At 73.1% G+C, this 16835-nt stretch carries 14 protein-coding genes and 2 pseudogenes; 5 read left to right on the top strand and 11 right to left on the bottom strand.

All coding sequences use genetic code 11. The features are described from left to right. The first annotated feature begins 1 nt into the window (after position 1). Positions 2 to 1417 (top strand): ricin-type beta-trefoil lectin domain protein, encoded by a 1416-nt coding sequence (locus U5640_RS22110; RefSeq protein WP_340377499.1) that lies wholly within the window; start codon positions 2 to 4, stop codon positions 1415 to 1417. 15 nt (positions 1418 to 1432) lie between these two features. On the opposite strand, the gene U5640_RS22105 is transcribed toward U5640_RS22110, so the two are convergent. The 3 genes from U5640_RS22105 to U5640_RS22095 all read right to left on the bottom strand — a co-directional run bounded on the left by U5640_RS22105 (position 1433) and on the right by U5640_RS22095 (position 4916). Continuing rightward, the gene (locus U5640_RS22105) at positions 1433 to 3430 is read right to left on the bottom strand and encodes an ATP-binding protein (protein WP_340377498.1); all 1998 of its coding nucleotides are present in this window, start codon (positions 3428 to 3430) and stop codon (positions 1433 to 1435) included. After that, complete coding sequence (locus U5640_RS22100) at positions 3427 to 4104, bottom strand: DUF4255 domain-containing protein (protein WP_340377497.1); 678 nt, start codon at positions 4102 to 4104, stop codon at positions 3427 to 3429. Before U5640_RS22100 ends, U5640_RS22105 begins: the two co-directional genes overlap by 4 nt. Positions 4105 to 4244: 140 nt before the next feature. Next, positions 4245 to 4916, bottom strand: coding sequence for a response regulator transcription factor (locus U5640_RS22095; RefSeq protein WP_340385253.1), 672 nt, complete (start codon positions 4914 to 4916; stop codon positions 4245 to 4247). A 349-nt stretch (positions 4917 to 5265) separates the two neighbouring features. Here U5640_RS22095 and U5640_RS22090 point away from each other — a divergent pair, with 349 nt between their 5' ends. After that, positions 5266 to 8706, top strand: coding sequence for an AAA family ATPase (locus tag U5640_RS22090; protein ID WP_340377496.1), 3441 nt, complete (start codon positions 5266 to 5268; stop codon positions 8704 to 8706). A gap of 88 nt (positions 8707 to 8794) precedes the next feature. Here U5640_RS22090 and U5640_RS22085 read toward each other — a convergent pair whose 3' ends face one another. The 5 genes from U5640_RS22085 to U5640_RS22065 all read right to left on the bottom strand — a co-directional run bounded on the left by U5640_RS22085 (position 8795) and on the right by U5640_RS22065 (position 13267). Beyond that, positions 8795 to 10543: an RICIN domain-containing protein gene (locus tag U5640_RS22085; RefSeq protein WP_340377495.1), complete on the bottom strand. Its 1749-nt coding sequence runs from the start codon at positions 10541 to 10543 to the stop codon at positions 8795 to 8797. A 283-nt stretch (positions 10544 to 10826) separates the two neighbouring features. Continuing rightward, the gene (locus U5640_RS22080; protein ID WP_340377494.1) at positions 10827 to 11585 is read right to left on the bottom strand and encodes an SDR family NAD(P)-dependent oxidoreductase; all 759 of its coding nucleotides are present in this window, start codon (positions 11583 to 11585) and stop codon (positions 10827 to 10829) included. A gap of 171 nt (positions 11586 to 11756) precedes the next feature. After that, a complete protein-coding gene (locus tag U5640_RS22075; protein WP_340377493.1) occupies positions 11757 to 12029 on the bottom strand; it encodes a hypothetical protein in 273 nt (90 codons plus the stop codon). 237 nt (positions 12030 to 12266) lie between these two features. Beyond that, positions 12267 to 12416, bottom strand: a complete 150-nt coding sequence (locus U5640_RS22070) for a hypothetical protein (protein WP_340377492.1) — start codon at positions 12414 to 12416, stop codon at positions 12267 to 12269. Between the two features lie 38 nt (positions 12417 to 12454). Next, a complete protein-coding gene (locus tag U5640_RS22065; RefSeq protein WP_340377491.1) occupies positions 12455 to 13267 on the bottom strand; it encodes a recombinase family protein in 813 nt (270 codons plus the stop codon). A gap of 158 nt (positions 13268 to 13425) precedes the next feature. Here U5640_RS22065 and U5640_RS22060 point away from each other — a divergent pair, with 158 nt between their 5' ends. Further along, on the top strand, positions 13426 to 13968 hold the full coding sequence (locus tag U5640_RS22060; RefSeq protein ID WP_340377490.1) for a SigE family RNA polymerase sigma factor: 543 nt from the start codon (positions 13426 to 13428) through the stop codon (positions 13966 to 13968). Next, positions 13965 to 14786 (top strand): hypothetical protein, encoded by an 822-nt coding sequence (locus U5640_RS22055; protein ID WP_340377489.1) that lies wholly within the window; start codon positions 13965 to 13967, stop codon positions 14784 to 14786. The genes U5640_RS22060 and U5640_RS22055 overlap by 4 nt, the downstream gene beginning before the upstream one ends. Before the next feature lie 80 nt (positions 14787 to 14866). Here the strand turns inward: U5640_RS22055 and U5640_RS22050 are convergent. Then, a pseudogene (locus U5640_RS22050) lies at positions 14867 to 15070 on the bottom strand (Uma2 family endonuclease); the annotation flags it as partial. Here U5640_RS22050 and U5640_RS22045 point away from each other — a divergent pair. Then, positions 15038 to 15187: pseudogene (locus tag U5640_RS22045) on the top strand (IS701 family transposase); the annotation flags it as partial. The pseudogenes U5640_RS22050 and U5640_RS22045 sit on opposite strands and share 33 nt — an antisense overlap. A gap of 111 nt (positions 15188 to 15298) precedes the next feature. On the opposite strand, the gene U5640_RS22040 reads toward U5640_RS22045, so the two are convergent. Further along, entirely contained in the window at positions 15299 to 16156 is an 858-nt protein-coding gene (locus U5640_RS22040) for a helix-turn-helix domain-containing protein (protein ID WP_340377488.1), read from the bottom strand. Positions 16157 to 16354: 198 nt separating this feature from the next. Continuing rightward, complete coding sequence (locus tag U5640_RS22035; RefSeq protein ID WP_340385251.1) at positions 16355 to 16828, bottom strand: ATP-binding protein; 474 nt, start codon at positions 16826 to 16828, stop codon at positions 16355 to 16357. Between the last annotated feature and the right edge of the window lie 7 nt (positions 16829 to 16835).

Below are 16835 nucleotides of genomic sequence, written 5' to 3'. Positions count from 1 at the left end.
GGTGACTCTGTGGACTTCTCTCGAGCCCGCGGCCGCGACCGTCGACCCCGGCGGCAGTACGACCGTCAGACTCAGGGTGCGCAACACCGGTGACGTCGTCGACGAGTACCGCTTCGAGCCGGTGGGGGACGTCGCGCCCTGGACGACGGTGGAGCCGCAGACGCTGCGGCTGTATCCGGGGACGACCGGCACGGTCGAGCTGACCTTCGCGCCGCCGCGCAGCCCGGACGCGGTCGCGGGGCCGAATCCGTACGCCGTGCGGATCACGCCGACCGAGCACCCGGACGCGACGACCGTGCCGGAGGGGAATCTGACGATCACCCCGTTCACGGAGGTGCGGGCCGAGCTGGTGCCGCCGACCGTGAAGGGGCGGTTCCGGGGCCGGCCCCGGCTGGCGATCGACAACCTGGGCAACAGCAGGGTCACCGCGTCCGTCGCGGGGGCGGACACCGGTGACAACCTGGCGTACGAGTTCCGGCCGTCGAACGTGCAGATCGAACCGGGCCGCGCGGTGTTCGTGGACACCACGCTGCGGCCCCGGCAGATCATCTGGTTCGGGTCCAAGGAGCAGCGGCCGTACGCGCTGAGCGTGCAGCGTTCGGGTGCGGTGCCGCTCTCGGTGGACGGGACGTTCGTGCAGCGCGGGTTCCTGCCGCGCTGGCTGGCGACGACGCTGAGCGTCGCGACGGCGCTGGCGATCGCGTTCGTGATGATCTGGCTGGCGTACAAGCCGCAGGTGCGTTCCCTCGCCTCGGAGAAGATGGTGGAGGTCAACGGCTCCGCGCTGCCGAGCCCCTCGGTGGCGGCGCCGTCGGCGCCGAAGTCCGACGACTCCGCGCAGGCACCGGCGGACCCCCCGGCCGCGTCCGCCCCGGCGCAGAACGGCGACAGCGACAGCGGCGGCTCGGGCTCTGGTTCCGGGTCGGGTTCCGGGTCGGGGTCCGGGTCGGGGTCCGGCGGTGGGTCGGGCGGCTCCAAGGGGTCCGGCGGCGGCGGTGGTTCCGGCGGCGGTCAGACCCAGGTGGCCGGGCAGCTGATCATCGGGCAGGGTTCCCAGCGCTGCGTCGACGTCACCGACGCCCAGAACGGCAAGGGCAAGGACGGCACCCCGCTGCAGATCTGGGACTGTGCCGGCTCCGCCAACCAGAAGTGGGACTTCCGCGGCGACGGCACGGTCCGCGCGCTCGGTCTGTGCATGGACGTCGCCTGGGGGTCGAAGGACGACGGCGCGGTCATCCAGCTCGCCCGGTGCAGCGGCAACCCCGCCCAGCGGTTCGTGCTGAGCGACGCCGGTGACCTGGTCAACCCGCAGTCGGACAAGTGCGTCGACGTGAAGGACAACGGGACCGGCAACGGGGCGAAGCTGCAGCAGTGGACCTGCTCGGGCACGCCCAACCAGAAGTGGCGCGTGGAGTAGGCGGCCGGCCGGGGCTCACCAGGTGGCCTCGCCCGGCACCAGACGGCCCGCCTTGCGGTACTCGCGGCGGGCCCCCTCCAGCAGGTCGCCGTCGCCCACCGGCTCGCCCCTTCCGGCGGCCAGGTAGGCGGCGGTGACGACCGCGCTGCGGATGGACCCGCCGGCGAGTTCGAAGTCGCGGGCCAGCGGGGCCGGGTCGACGCCGGCCACGCACGGCACATGGACCAGTCCGTGCCGCCACAGGGCGAGCCGCTGCTCGCGGTCCGGGAACGGGAAGTCGATCACCAGGTCGAGCCGGCGGGTGAACGCCTCGTCGATGTTGGCGCGCAGGTTGGTGGTGAGCAGCGCGATCCCGTCGAAGGACTCCAGGCGCTGGAGCAGATAGGCGCTCTCCATGTTGGCGTACCGGTCGTGGGAGTCCTTCACCTCGGAGCGCTTGCCGAAGACGGCGTCGGCCTCGTCGAAGAGCAGGACGGCGTCCGTGCGGTCCGCCTCGGTGAAGATGCGCTCCAGGTTCTTCTCGGTCTCGCCGACGTATTTGTCGACCACCGAGGACAGCTGGACGACGTACAGGTCGAGGCCGAGTTCGGCGGCGACGACCTCGGCGGACAGGGTCTTGCCGGTCCCGGACTCGCCCGCGAACAGTCCCAGGACGCCCCTGCCCCGTCCGCCGCCCGCGCTGAGCCGCCAGTCGCCGAGGACCCGGTCGCGGTGGCGGGCGCGCAGGGCGAGTTCGTGGAGCTGGGTGAGGGGCCTGTCGGGCAGGACCAGGTCGCTCCAGCCGACGTCGGGGCGGATGCGGCGGGCGTGCTTCTCCAGCCCGGACGCGGACTGCTGGCGGGCGGCGAGCCGGACGTGACCGGGGCCGAGGGGGACGCCGTCGAAGGCGGCGAGGGCCCGGGCGGCGCGGGCGGCCCGGGCGATGCGGTCACCGCCGAGCCGGTACGGGGCGACGGTGGCCGCGAGATCGAAGCCGGGCCGCCCGGGGTCCGGCCCGTCCGGCGTGCCGAGTTCCGTCGCCCAGAGACGCGTGCCGCCCGCGCGGCGCCGGGGGGCGTCCAGGACCAGCGGGTCGGCGGGGGTCCAGTGCGGGTCGTAGGGGCGGGGGTCCGCGAGGAGGACGGTCACGTCCTCGGCGGCGGTCAACGCGGCTGCCAGCGGGGCCGGATGCTCGGGGAGCCCGGTCACCACGACCGCCCGGCCGGTGAGCCGGGCCTCGCGCAGCAGGGCGGGGACCCGGTCGGTGGGTCCGGTGAAGCGCAGGGCCTCGACGCCGGCCGCGTGCAGGGCGGTGGCGAGCGCGGCCGGGCCGTCGCCCTCGCGGTGTTCACGGAGGTAGGCGGTGAGGGGACCGTGCTCGAGCCGGTCGGCGAGGCGTGCCGCGAAGGCGGCGGTGGGGTCGTCGTCCGGGGGCTGCGGGTGCGGCAGCGGGTGCAGATGGCCGTGGAGGGACGCGTCGGGTGTCGGATCACCGAGGAGATGCGCGAGGAGCCGGTCCGGGACGCGCAACGAGCGTGACAGGAAAGGACGTTCGCCCTCCTCGATCTCCAGCAGGCCCAGCGCGGACAGCGGCGCCGAGGCGTGGAAGCGGGCGCGGGCCTCGGCGTGGTGCGCGGGCGCCCCGCACAGGTCCAGCGCGAGGCCCACCGTCGCCCGGCGCCTGCTGACGTCGTCGTTGAGGTAGCCGTACAGCGGCTCGAACGTCCGGTCCAGATCGGGGGCGAGCGCGACGAGGAGTACGGCGAGATCGAGGGCGGTGAGGGGGAGGCGGGCGGCGAGGGCGGTGAGGCGGTCCTCGGCGGGCTCCGCCGGCTGCTCCACCGCCGGGACCGGCCCGCGGTCCAGCAGATGCCGTACCGCCTCCTCGGAGAGGTACAGCCCGCGCAGCGGATCGTCGGCCGTGGGATCCCCGGCGGCCCGCCCCTCGACCAGCGCGGCCACCCGCTCACGCAGGGCAGCCAGACGGGTGAGCAGCACGGCCGTCGGGTCCCCGGCCGTCGTCGCACCCGTCACCGGTCGCTCCGCCTCGCGGCCACGCCGGACTCCCGGGCCTCCCGGGCCGCCTCCAGGTGGTGGGGGCGGTGGGCGCGGCCCTCGTCCTGCGGGGGGTCGCCTTCGAGGCCGGCGACGCGGACCAGGGCGCCCTCGGTGACCGGCGGGCCCGCGTCGTACTCGGGGTACGCCGGGAAGGGCGCCGTCACCACCAGGTCCAGGGAGGGCTTCAGCTCACCGCCGAGAGCGGACCAGATCTCGGCGAGGGACCGGGTCTCGGTCTGGACGCCGGCCACGTTCACCTGCACCGCCAGCCCCAAGGCTCCCAGGGCGCCGGGGAGTTCGTCGGCGGCGAGGATCTCGCGCGGGATGAGGTTGGCCAACACGGCGGAAAGCAGTCGGTGTTCGTCCTGCGGAGTTTTCGTCCAGGCGGTGACAAGGTAGGAAAGCTTGAACCAGCGCGGCGGCTGACGCCGTTTCACCACGACGTCCCGCTCGTCCCGCACCGCGACCTGACCGCGCTGGCGGCGGGCCACGTCCTCCCGGATGTCGTACAGATAGGCGTTGACGACCGGGGAGTTGCGCCGGGCCGCCCAGTCACGGGTGGGTGCCTCGAAGGAGACGTCGATGCCGGAGCCGGTCAGCGCGCCCCCGCCGAGCAGGCCCTTGAGGACCTCGTCGACCTCGTGGATCACCCTCGCGCTCCTCCGTCACCCTGACCGCCGAACCCCCTCGACCGATCGTGCCGTCGACCGGCCCGGTTCCGCAGGCGCGCCGGGGTCGGCCGCCGGGCAGGGCGCACTGCCCGCGTGTTCCCCTTCGAGTGCCCGTTCGGTCAGATGTAGCCTTCCCGGAGGGCATATGCCACCGCATGCGCCCGGTTCCGCAGATGCAGGCGCGTCGTGAGTCCGTGCATCACGTTCTTGACGGTTCGTTCGGAGTAGGACAGCTTGCTGGCGATCTCTCCGGTGTCGAGGCCCTCGGCGACCAGCCGCAGGACGTCCACCTCCCGTGGCGCGAGCCCCAGCGAGGGCGCGCCCGGACGCCCCGCCGCGCCCCGGTGCAGCGTGCCGACCTGGCTGATCAGCCTGCCCAGCAGATCGGACGGCAGGTCGCCGTCGCCGCGCGCGGCCGCGAGGACCGCCTGCACCAGCCGGTGCGCGGTGGCCTCCCGGCGCCAGACGATCGCCCCGACCCCGCACTCGATGACGTCGAGCAGCTCGGTCTCGCGGATCGCGCCCACCACGAGCACCACCCGGGTGCCCTCGGTACGGGTGATCCGGCGCAGCCGGGCCAGCGCGGTGTCGTCGAGGGTGTCCTCGACGAGCAGCGCGACCGTGCCGGGCGTGGGCGTGGCCTCCTCGCGGACCTCGATCTCGGGCCGGCCGCGCAGCTGGCTCGCGGCGCCCTCCCGGGAGATCGGGTCGGGGGCGAGGACGGCGACGGGCAGCCGCCGCCTGACGTGCGGCGGGCCGGCGTCCGGTGTCCGGGCGTCGGACGTCCGGATGTCGGACGTCCGAGGGTCGGGCGTCCGGGCGTCTGCTGTCCGGGGTGAGCTGAGCAACCTGTCCCCCATGGTGACGGGACCGCGGCCGGTGGGAACCGGTGCGGCTGGGTCCGATCAAGACTTCTGCGGTCCCCGGGGCGGGCGCAATCGTGGACCACCACGAGCCGCACCACGAGAGCAACGGGGAAGCAACCACAAGGTGCGAACATCACTGCAGGTCAACGGGGGTTCGATGGTGGTGCGGGAGGTGCGTCGTGAGCCTCGCCACAACGGCCGTACGACGTCGTGCGGCACCGAGCCCGGCAGACGGACCACGTCTGAGGGGCGTACCGACTGGCAGGAGACAGGGATGAGCGGACCCTTGCGGGAACGCGGCGACGCGCACGCGCTGCTCGTGGCCGAGATCGAGCGGGCGCGGGCCGGCGCGGGCCGGCTGGTCCTGCTGCGCGGGGCCACCGGCACCGGGCGCTCCGCGCTGCTGGAGGCTGCGGTGGCGCACGCGGCGGGGCGCGGGCTGCGGGTGCTGCGCGCCCGCTGCTCGCCCGGGGACACCGCCGTGCCGTTCTCCTGCGTCCTCCATCTCCTCGGCCCCGTACCGGAGTTCGCGGGCGAGGAGGTGGGGCCCGGGGAGGACGACCGGGGGAGCGCGGCACGGCTGTGGCGGCTGCTGCGGTCGTACGCCGCCGCGGGCCCGGTGATGGTGGCGGTGGACGACGTCGACCTCGCCGACGACGCCTCGCGCCGCTGGCTGATGGAGGCGGCGCGGCGCGTCGACCGATTACCGCTGCTGCTCGTGGCCACCGAGCGCAGTCAGTACGACATCGATCCCCCGCCGACAGGTATCACGCACGCCCTCACCCCGTCCCTGGTCCGTACCCGCACCCTCGCGCCGCTCGCCGACGACACGTCGGCGGAGCTGGTCCGTGCCGCCTTCCCGCAGGCCTCGCCGCGGTGGGCGGCGGACTGCGCCGCCGCCGCCGCGGGCAGCCCGCTGCTGCTGCACGCCCTCCTCGACGACCTCGCGGGCGCCCCCTCGGCCACCCCGCTGCCGCACACCTGCGCCGCGCTGTACCCCGGCTCCTACCCGGCCGCCGTGTCCTGGTGGCTGGAGAGCGCCGGGGAGGCGACGGCCGAGGTGGCCCGCACGCTGGCGGCCCTGGAACAGACGGAGGACGACGCGACGGCCGACCACGCGCCCGGCGGCGACACCCCCGCCCCGCCACCGGCACGGCCCCACCCCGCCGACACCCCGCTCCGACCGGACTGGCCGCCGGGGCACCATGCGCCGGCCGCCCCGGGCCTGCCGGACTGGCCGCGCGAGCCCGGCCCGGCACCCGACCCGAGCCTGCCGACCTGGCCCGCCGAGCACGGTCTGACCGCCGATCTGGGCGGGCCGGGCTGGGCGGACGCGTCCGGGCGGGGTGGTGATCCGGGTGGGGTGGGTTGGTTCCCCGGCCCTCGTTCGGCTGCCGATCTGGGCGGGCCGGGCCGGGCGGACGCGTCCGGGCGGGGTGGTGATCCGGGTGGGGTGGGTTGGCCCGCCGTTCCTCGCTCGGGTGCCGAGCCGAGTCGGCCGGGCCGGCCGGCCGGGGCCGGGCCGACCGCCGACCTGGAGGGGGCGGGGTGGTCCTCCGCATCCCTTTCGGCTGCCGATGTGGGCGGGCCGGGCTGGCCGGCCGAGGCCGGGTCGGGCGGTGACGTGAACCGACCGGGCCGGCCGGACGAGGGCCGGCTCGGCGGTGGGGCCGGGCTGGTCGTCGACCCCAGTCGGCCCGGTTGGTCCGGCGGGGCCCGGCCGGGGGCCGGGCTGCGGGTTCCGGGGGGTGGGTTCCGGGGGCCCGGCGGCGACCCGCGGGCGGGCTCGCTCCCCCGGGAGACCGCCGCCGGGCTCGCCGCGCTGCTCGCCGAGGTCTGTGCCGCCGACCCCGCGAGGGTCTCCGGCTGGCTCACCGCGATGACCCGGCTCGGGCTGCTGCGGCCGGGCGCCGACGGCCGTCCCCGGTACGCGCACCCCCTGCTGCGGGACGCCGTCCTCGCCGGCTGGCCCGCCGGGCGCCGGCAGGACGCGCACCGCGCCGTCGCCCAGGCCATGCTGCGCCGCGGCGACGGCGTCGAGAGCGTGGCCCGGCAACTCCTGGACGCCGCGCGCGTCGATGAGCCGTGGGCGCTGCGCGTGCTGCGCGACGCGGTCACGGTCGCCGTCCGTGCCGGCCGCACGGACGACGCCGTCGGCTATCTGCGCCGCGCCCTCGCCGAGCCGCTCCCCGACGACCTGCGGCAGCGGCTGCTGACCGAACTGGGCTCCCTGGAGTACGCCTCCGCGGACGCCCCGGTCGGCATCCCCCGGCTGGTCGAGGCCCTGGACCTGCCGGCCGAGCCCCGCGACCGGGTGCGTACGGCGATCGCGCTGGGCACGGCGCTCGCGGGCCGCGGGGAGGTCCGTACGGCGGTGCAGGTGCTGCGCCGCACGGAGGCCCTGCTCCCCGGTCACCCCGAGCTCACCCGCGCCCTGCAGACCGCGTCCGCGCTCCTGTCCGACCAGGACCAGACCGTCCGCCAGGACGCCTACCGCTGGCTCGCCCAGACCGCCAACCGCTCCCCGGAACTCGTCGGCGCCTCCGGCCAGGCCCTGCTGGTGCGATACGCGGCGACCGCCGGGGACCTCGGGGCGCGCGAGGCGATGCGCCGGGTGCGCACCCTGCTGGAGGAGCCCTCCGACCCGCTCGCCGAGCCCTTCCTGCTGGGCACGGCGGCCGCGGTGGCCCAGTGGGCCGACGAACTCGACGAGGCGCAACGCCTGGTGGAACGCGGCCTGGCCTCCCAGCGGCCCTCCCTGCTGCACCCCATGGAGCAGGCGCTGCTGGACACCCGCTACGACATCGCGGCGGCCCGCGGCGACTACCGCGCCGTCCTCGCCGGTCACCGGCGGGCGGCCCGCGCCCGCCGCAGCGGCATCCCCGGCAACGCCGACGCGCACGCCCTGACGGCGCTGGTGGAGACCGGCCGTACGGCCGAGGCGCGCGCGCTCGCGGACTCCTTCGACCTGCGGGACGCCCCCGATTCCTGGGAGCTCAACCGCTTCCTCCACGCGCGGGGCGTCCTGCGCTTCACCGAGGGCGATGTCGCGGGCGCCCTGCACGACTTCCTGGAGTGCGGCCGCAGGCAGTCCGCCCGTGCCGTCCTCAGCCCGGTCGTCACCCCGTGGCGTACGGCGGCCGCGGAGTGCCGGCTCGCCCTCGGCAACCCGCAGGAGGCGCTGGCCCTGGCGGAGGAGGAACTGCGGCTGGCCCGGGTGTGGAACACCCCGCGCACGGTGGGTCGGGCGCTGCGCGTGCTCGGCCGGGCGACCGGGGGCCGGCGGGGTCTGGAACTCGGCGACGAGGCGGTGGCCGTCCTGCGGGACTCCCCGGCCGAGGCCGAACTGGTCGCCTCCCTGCTCGCCCAGGGCTTCCAGCTGACCGCCTCCGGTGAACGGACCCGGGGCCGCGACCATCTCCGCGAGGCCGCCGAACGCGCCGAGCGGCTGGGCAGCGCCCGCCTGCTGGCCCATGCCAACCAGGCCCTGCGCACGGCGGGCGCCCGCCGCACCACCCCGGCGCACACCGGTTCCGGCTCCCTCACCGGCAGCGAGCGCCGTATCGCGGAACTCGCGGTGGAGGGCCGTACGAACATGGAGATAGCCGCGCACCTGCACGTGGCCCGCCGCACGGTGGAGACCCATCTCACCAGCGCCTACCGCAAGTTGGGCATCCGGCGGCGGGGCGAACTGCGGGCGGCGCTGGAACGGTGACCGGGCGACGGGCGGCGGCGGACCCCGGCGGACACAGCCGGTCGGCACCGGGCGAGGAGTCCTCGGCGGGCCGACCGGCTGTGTGCGCCTACTTGAGCGCCGTACCGCCCGACTTGTTGTACGCGATCGTCTTGTTGATCAGGTTTCCGCCGTCGGATTCGACTGTCGTCTGTTCCTGCTGCCCCGGACCGAAGAACAGGCCGGCGACATGGGCGTTCGCCACCTGGTCCATGTGTCCGAAGAACCAGTCCACCTTGTCGTCCTTGTAGTGGTTGAGGGTGTTGTTCTGCGCCATGTTGCCCACGGGGATCTGCCACAGGACCACCGGCTTGCCCACGGACTCGGCCATCGTCTTGTACAACTTCAGCGCGGCGGCGGCCTTCTGGTCGGTCCAGAACTTGTCAAGGCCGCCGTGGGCCGGCTGTGCGTACCAGCCGGCGTCGCGGTCCGACACATCGCTGACCAGGAAGTCGGCGTTCCGTGCCCCGAGGTCCGTGTAGTCCTTGACGCACTTCTGGAGGTCGCTCTCCCAGTCGAAGCAGGAGAGGTGCAGCCCCACGCCGGCGTTCGGCGCGTACTTGTGCGTCATCTGAATCAAGCACTGGGCGAGTCCGGCGGCGCTGTTCTCCTGCGATCCGCAATCCGTCGGATTGGCGGCCGAGACCTGCGCGGGAACCTGGTGCAGATTGCCGAGCGACCGGGCGAAGCCCCAGAAGTCGGGCTCGAGGTCGATCATGTCGTGCGACTTGCCGATCTTCTGGAGGAAGAAACGGTAGTCGTTCAGGTACCGGGTGAGCAGGTCACGCCTGTTGATGGCCTTGACCTCGCCCGGGCCGTCGCCCTCGCCCGCCGCATCCCCGAGGTCGCGCAACGAGTACCAGGTCCAGAGCATCTTCTGCGGACGCGGGCTGCCCTTGTACGTCGCCTGGGACACCACCTCGTCCCGCCAGGTCACATACGTGCCGGGCGCCGTGGTGCTGCCGTTCCAGCAGCCCCACCAGCCCGACCACCCGTCCTTGCACTTCGCTGCCGTGTAGTAGTCCGACGAGGGCGCGGGCTGGCTGTGCACATAGGCGTAGCGCACGTCGAACGGCGCGGCGGCCGCCGAGGCGTCGGACATCGAGCCACCGATGAGCACCCTGTCACTGCCCATGAAACCCTTCGCCGCGCTGCCGCCACCGGCGGCCGGAGGCGACGCCGGGGCCGACGGCGAGCGGGTGGCACCCGGCGTCTGGCCTGTCGGAACGCTGCCGCCCGGCGTGGTGGGCGTGGGGGTGCTGCCGGAGCCGCCCGCGCTCCCGGTGCCGCCGCTGCCCCCGGCCGGGACGAGCTTCCACTGCTGGCCGGCGCCGCCCTTGTCGCGCTGCTGGACGATGCGGGCCCCGTCGGCCTTGGAGCCGTTCTTGACCGCGACGGCCATGCCGCTGAAGCGATTGATCAGACGCACATAGCCGTCCGACTGCTTCTTCAGCCGGAACTGCTGGTTGGCGCCGTTCAGGTCACGCCACTGCACCAGGGCGGAGCCGGCGGTCTTCGACCGGCCGAAGTCGTCCAGCACCTTGCCGGAGTTCCGGTTCTGCAGCCGGTAGTTCCCGTTCCCGGAGTTGATGAACCGCCACTGCTGGTTGGTCCCGCCGTGACGGGGCCACTGCACCGTCGCCGCACCGTCGTTCGTGGCGTAGGAGAGGCCGTCCAGCACCTCGCCGCTGTTGCGGTTGACCAGCACGTACCAGGACTTCGTGTCCACGACTCCCGCCGAGGCCGTGTTGACCACGGCCACGGAGCCGCCCGCCACGGCCAGGACGACACCCGCCCAGAGGCTCCGACGCTGGTACAACCGACGGCCACGGTGCCCCTGGCGTCGCTCCGGAACACCTGAGCGGACCGACGCTCGACCACGGCGACGACGGCCGGCGCGACCACCGACGGGCGGCGCCTCCGGCGACGTGGAGGGGGGAGGAAACATTCGGTGCTCTCTTTCGGTCGGCCGTTGCCTCGGTCCGGACTTCTCGGTCCGAACAACCCCCAGTGGTCACAGCCGCCGAAAAGGTTGCCCCGCTCCGCACATGATTTTTCGGCCGCCGCGCACCGGCTGCCGATCAGCACGTCGACCTGCTCGTCTACGGGGTGTCGGCCGCCGGGTCCACGAGCACCGGCGCACCGGCGAGGACCCCGCCGTCGAGGACGAACTCGCTGCCCGTGGCGAAGGTGGCCTCCGTGACGACGAACAGCACCGTGCGGGCGACCTCCTCGGGCGTGCCGAAGCGGGGGATGGGCTGCCCCGCGACGAACCGGTCGTCGAAGCCCGCCGTCATCGCCGTACGGATGGCGCCGGGGTGGACGGAGCAGACGCGCACGCCGTCCCCGGCCAGTTCCAGCGCGGCCGTCTTGGTCAGTCCGCGCACGCCCCATTTGCTCGCCACGTACGCGCCGACGCCGGCGTACCCGGTCAGACCCGCCAGCGAGGACATGTTCACGATCACCCCGCCGCCGGCCCGGCGCAGCGACGGCGCCGCCGCGCGCATCCCGAGCCAGGTGCCCTGGAGGTTGACGTCGAGGACCCGGCGGAACTGCAGCAGGCTCTCCTCCTCCAGGGTGCCCCACCCGGCGATGCCCGCGTTGTTCACCAGCACCGACACCGGTCCCGCGTGCTGCTCGGCCTTGGCGACCGCCTTCCGCCAGCCCCCCTCGTCGCTGACGTCGAGGAGCAGGAAACGGGCCGGGGCGCCGAGCTCCTGCGCCAGGGCCGTCCCCTCGGACTCCAGGATGTCGGCGATCATCACCGTGGCCCCCTCGGCCGCGAGCAGGCGTACCACCGCGGCGCCGATCCCCCGCGCCCCACCGGTGACGATCGCCACCCGCTCGTCGAGACGACCCATCGTGACCTCCTGAGACGACGACCACCAGGCCCAGCATCGGCCGTGCAGGCGGGGGGCCGCAGGTCCGGCTGAGCCGTACGGGGGAGCAGCGGTCACCCTCGTGCCACGGCCGGGCGCCCGCCCTTCCGTCCCGAAGTCGGGCGCCCGCGTCGGTGGTCGTGTGCGGCCGGTTCAGCCGGCCTTCTGCTGGCGGAACTCGTGGACGGTGGCCCTGAGGGTGCCGTCCTGCTGTTCGTAGTGGGAGAGCGCGAGTCCCAGGCCGAAGAAGGTGGGGGCCCACTCTCCGACGAAGATGCCCCAGCGGTCGGCGCGGGCCTTGTCGGCGCCGGGTTCCATCTTCAGCGAGCCCAGCCAGGCGACGACCGTGCAGCCGATGGATGCCATGGCGGCCATGTAGGCGTGTTCGCTTCTGATGCCCATGTCGTGCATCTTCTGGATGATCATGACGGTTCCGTTTCTGTGGGGGGACTCACCGAGTGCCCACAACGGCGGCTGCGATTCACCCGCGGCGCACATCGCGCCGCCCGGCCGCGTCGGCCTCGCCCCCGCCACCGGGCCCCAGCTTCGGGTCTGAGTAGTTGGAGTACAGGATGCAGCGCTGAGATTGATCAAGGTCCTGGGCTGGGGTTCTCGGTCCTGTCCTCCCGAAGCTGCCGCGAAGTGACAAGTAGCTCTCTGTGATCAGAGTGACGCTCGGTCAGGGGTGTCGCGGCGGGGCTCGGGGACCGTCGCGGTCCGGCTGGCGGCGAAGTCGGCGTGGGCCTGCTCGACGGCTTCGGGGTATGCCTCGCGCTTGGCGTGCTCGGCGAGGGCCCGGTAGATGCTGGCCACCGAGGGGTTGTGTCCCTTGCGTTTGCCGGTAGGGATGATCAGGTCGGGTTGGATCTGCTCTCACCGCCCGCGCGGCGCCGCAGCACGGTGTGGAGCATGTCGTCGGTGATGACCGGGGGCCGGCCGCCGTGCTTGCCCTTGCGGGCCGCGGTGCCGAGCCCCTCCAGCGTCGATTCGCGGATGTTCTCCCGCTCGGTCTCCGCCATCGCGGCGAAGAACGCGAACAGCAGCTTCCCCGGGCCGGTGGGGTCGTAGATGCCGGGCAGTGGCCCGGCGAGCATCTCCAGGACGAGACCGTGGGCGGTGAGGTGGTCGGCGAGCGCGGTGAGTTCGGCGGCGTCACGGCCGAGTCGTTTCATCTCGTACGCGGTGAAGATGACACGGCAGTGCGGGGCGTGGGCCTTGACCTCCCGCTCCGTACGGAGGGCCTCCTCGAACTTCGGGCGTACGCGGATGCGGGTGCTGATCTTCTCGGCGAAGATCTTGTCCCGGGGGATTCCGTGCCCGGCGAGGGCGTCGAGCTGGGAGGCGAGTTCCTGGCCGAGGGTGGAGCAGCGGGCGTAGCCGATGCGGATGTCCGCGCTCGGCAGGGCCGGATCGACCGGTGCGGGGGGAGGGGTGCCCGGCCGCCACGGCCGGCCCGGTGCGCGGTCGGCCGGAGTCGGCACGCGCAGTGCCTTCTTCAGCCGGGGCACGCGGGTGAAGCGGCGGGTGTGGTAGGCGGAGGCGACCGCGCCGCCGCGCGAGCGGCACGGTGATCCGGGCTGGGCTTCGCACTTCGGACAGGCGTGAGCCTCGACGGCGTCGGCGTCCGACCGGTCCGCCGGGGAGGGGTGCTGAGGACTCGTCATGGCCCCGAATTTCGTCCGGGTCCGGCGGCGATCCGGCGGCCCATTGTTGATCTTGCTCTCGGAAAGGATCGTTTGTGCGAAGCGGAAGAAGATTCCGTGGTGAGGCAACGGTCTCGGCTTCTTACGGACTCTTTTGAACATCTAGGAGGGAGGTGCTCATGGGGGTTCGAAAGCAGGTCGGGGACCGAGAGTTCCACGATTTCGTCGTCGGTTGCTGGCCGCGCCTGATGCGCACGGCATTTCTGCTCACGGGTGAGCAGCATGCTGCGGAGGATCTGGTCCAGTCGACGCTGGAGCAGGTCTATGTGGCCTGGCACAGGGTCGCCTTGGCCGACGCCGCGGAGGCGTATGTGCGACGAGTGATGATCAACGCGCATGCCCGCAGATATCGAAGGAAGCTGCGGGAGTTCCTGTTGCCCAGGAGCGGGGACGCGGGCCTGACACACGAGGTGGCCGACACCGGTGACCGGATCGCCCAGGCCGACGACCGTCACACGCTGCTGAAAGCGCTGGCCCAACTGCCGGCACGGCAGCGGGAAGCAGTGGTCCTACGTTACTGGGAGGACCTCACTGAGACACAGACGGCCGAGGCGATGGGCTGTTCGGTCGGCACGGTGAAGAGCAACGCAGCCAAGGGGATCGCGAAGCTGCGCGCCGTTTCGGGACTGGCGGAGAAAGTGACGCAGGGAGGACGAACGTGAAGAGCGCGGACTGGGAGACGAGCCACCACATGACACAGCACGACATCGCCTTCCTGATGGCCGAAGCCGCCGACGAGGTGAGGATCGGCACAGCCCCCGCCCAGGCGCTGATTCGCGGCGGCCGCCGCCGCAGGGCCCGTCGCTGGGCGGTCGTGGCGACCACCACCCTGGTCGTGGCCGGCTCCACGGGGGCTCTGGCACTGAACGGGCTGTCCGGTGACGGGGAACGGGGGGTGTCGTCGGCGAGTCGGCCGGTCGCCAGCGCGGAGGCATCCGAGCCGCCCATGCGGACGACCCTGGCGAGCGGCACCGACGCGGGAGTGCCGTGGAGGGTGTACATCGACGTGTGGAAGGCTCCGGCGGACACGGCGGAGGCCCAGGCCACCCTGGCGGCCATGGCGAAGTTCGGCGAGCACCCGCAGGACGTCTCCACAGCCTCCGAACTGGTGGGCAAGGTCGCGCACTTCGTGCGCCGGGTCACCGGTGAAGAGGCGAAGACCACTCAGATCGGGAACTTGGTGCTACCCGAGGGCGACGTCCGGACCGGCGGCGAGTACGGGACCGTCTCGCTCCCGCTGCTCCCAGGGAACGGCACGGCCACCCCGCGCCTGGTGTTTGGCCAGGTCGCCAAGACCGCCCGGGAGGTCACCTGCACCTGGAAGGACGGCACGTCTACCAAGGTCGGCCGTACGTCCGCGGACACCGAGGCGAACGCCGACGTTCCGGTCATCCACAGCCTCAAGCACTCCCCCTACGACTGGTTCGCCATCCTGGCGCCGAAGTCCACCGAGTTGGAGGGGATCAAGGTCACGAAGTAGATGAAGCGGGAGACCAAGACTCACCGGGATGTCCACGGGAGGTCCGGGCCCGGTTCCCGGCACCCCGCTGACGGACCCGTTCAGGATGCGTACAGAGGGAGCCCCTCGCTGGAGATGGTCCAGTCGGCGAGGGTGACGTCCGCGCCGTAGACGAAGTCCTTGCGGGTGGCGTAGCGGGGGCCGTCGGGGGTGGCGTGGATGTCGGTGAGGACGGCGCCGGTGCCGGTGCGGGGGTCGAAGACGGCGCCGGCCGCGAGATGAAGCAGGTCCTGGGCCTGGCCCACTTCGAGGGCCGCACCTGGCGAGGCTGGCACCACCACGTCACCCTGGTCTCCGTCGCGCACGCCTTCTGCACCCTCCAGCGCATCACCCGGTCCCCAAAAGAGACGGCGCCGGCCTGAGCCTCTACAAGGTCGCCCGCGAACTGCAGCTACTGCTCGCGGTCTGGACCGGCGCCTGCCCCACCTGTCACCGCAACATGCCAGAACCGATATCCACCTGACCAAGCACTACTAGGTGCCCGGCGGCGGATCGGATCGGCAGTCGCGGCAGCGGCCCGGAGTCGGGGCGCGGAAGGGGCGGTCGCAGCCGTCGCAGTTCTGGAAGGGGTGTCTGGGCTCCGGGGCGGTGGGGGCCGGGGGCCGGAACGGAGGCGGGGGTGGGAGTTGGGCGGTCAGGCGGTGGGCCAGGAGGGCTGCGGGGCGGCGCAGGGGCTCGTTCGGCAGGTCGGCGGTCAGTGCGTGGCGTACGGCTGTGAGGGTGAGGTCGCGCTCCAGCCAGGCGGCGACGCCGGGAGCGAGGTGTTCGGCGTCGGTGGCGGAGAGGACCAGGCGGGGGTCGTGGCGGCGGAGGGTGGCGAGGAGGTCCACGGCTGCCCGGAGGAGGGTGGGGGAGGTGCAGGCGGGCTGCGGTACGGCGGGGAGGAGCTTGCGGCGCGGCGGCGGCTTGTCCTGGGTGGGCCGGGGGGAGGGTCTGGCGGCGGTCTCCGCCGGTGCGGGGCGGTGGCCGGGCCTGTTGCAGGAGACCGTGCGGGTGACCACGCGGCCGGCGGGGGTGCGCTCGCGGGTGCGGCGCAGGTAGCCGTGGGCTTCGAGTTCGTTCAGGGCGGCTGCGATCCGGGTCGTGCCCTCGGGGAAGCGCTTGGCGAGGGACTTGATGTCGACGCAGGTGCCGGGTTTCACCGACTGGATGTGGACACCGAGGCCGATCGCCAGGATGGACAGTTCCTTGTGCTGGGCGAGGTCGTTGTCGATCACCGTGAACTCGGAAGTGAGACGGACGTGCTCGTGGATCACACCCGCGTGCGGGTGGTTCTTGCCCGGCTTGCGGGACTTGGCGGGGGTGTGCGCGCTAAGGTTTTCGGTATCCATCGGGAAGGTACTGCTTCCTAGTTGGTCAGGCCCTCGCACTGGGATGTCGGTCCCGGGCGGGGGCCGTCCTATGTCGGCGGCTGTCGCGCTGAGCGTAAGCCAGGCAACCGGCACCAAATCCAGCTGTGTTGGGCTATTTCACCCTCCCGGGTGAGTTTGATCCACGGGGCGGGAGGGGTGGGGTTTGGTCGGGTTCTTTCACCTGTGTCTTTGGCCCTTGGGGGGACCGCCCCCGGCACCGAAGCGCGCGATCTCGGGTTCCGGTGGCAGTACCACCTCCGCCCAGACCGTCTTGCGCGGCGGCAGCCCCTCGTACACGCCCCAGCGGTCGGCGTACGCGTCCACGAGCAGGAGACCTCGGCCTGACTCTCCGTCGCCGGGGTCCTGTTGGAGGCGAGGCAGACGGTCACCGCGCGTGTCCGTCACCTCGATACGGAGCGTGTTCGCGATGACGTACAGGAGGAGGCCGAAGTCCCGTCCCCGGACGCGGCCGTGGGTGGCGGCGTTGATGGCCAGTTCGGCGACGATGTGCGCCGCCGGGTCCAGCGGGAGGCCCCAGGAGCGGAGTTGCTCCGTGGCGAGCAGCCGGGCCAGCCGGGCGCCTCGCGGGGTGGCCGAGAGGCGCACGTCGAAGTTGCGGAGCGGGGAGTCGAGTTGGGGGGATTTCTGCATCACGTCA

The organism is Streptomyces sp. SS7 (genome assembly GCF_037993025.1).
In the GTDB taxonomy this organism is placed as follows: Bacteria; Actinomycetota; Actinomycetes; order Streptomycetales; family Streptomycetaceae; genus Streptomyces.
The sequence above is the reverse complement of the archived record's forward strand: the minus strand, read 5'-3'. Positions and strand labels throughout refer to the sequence as shown.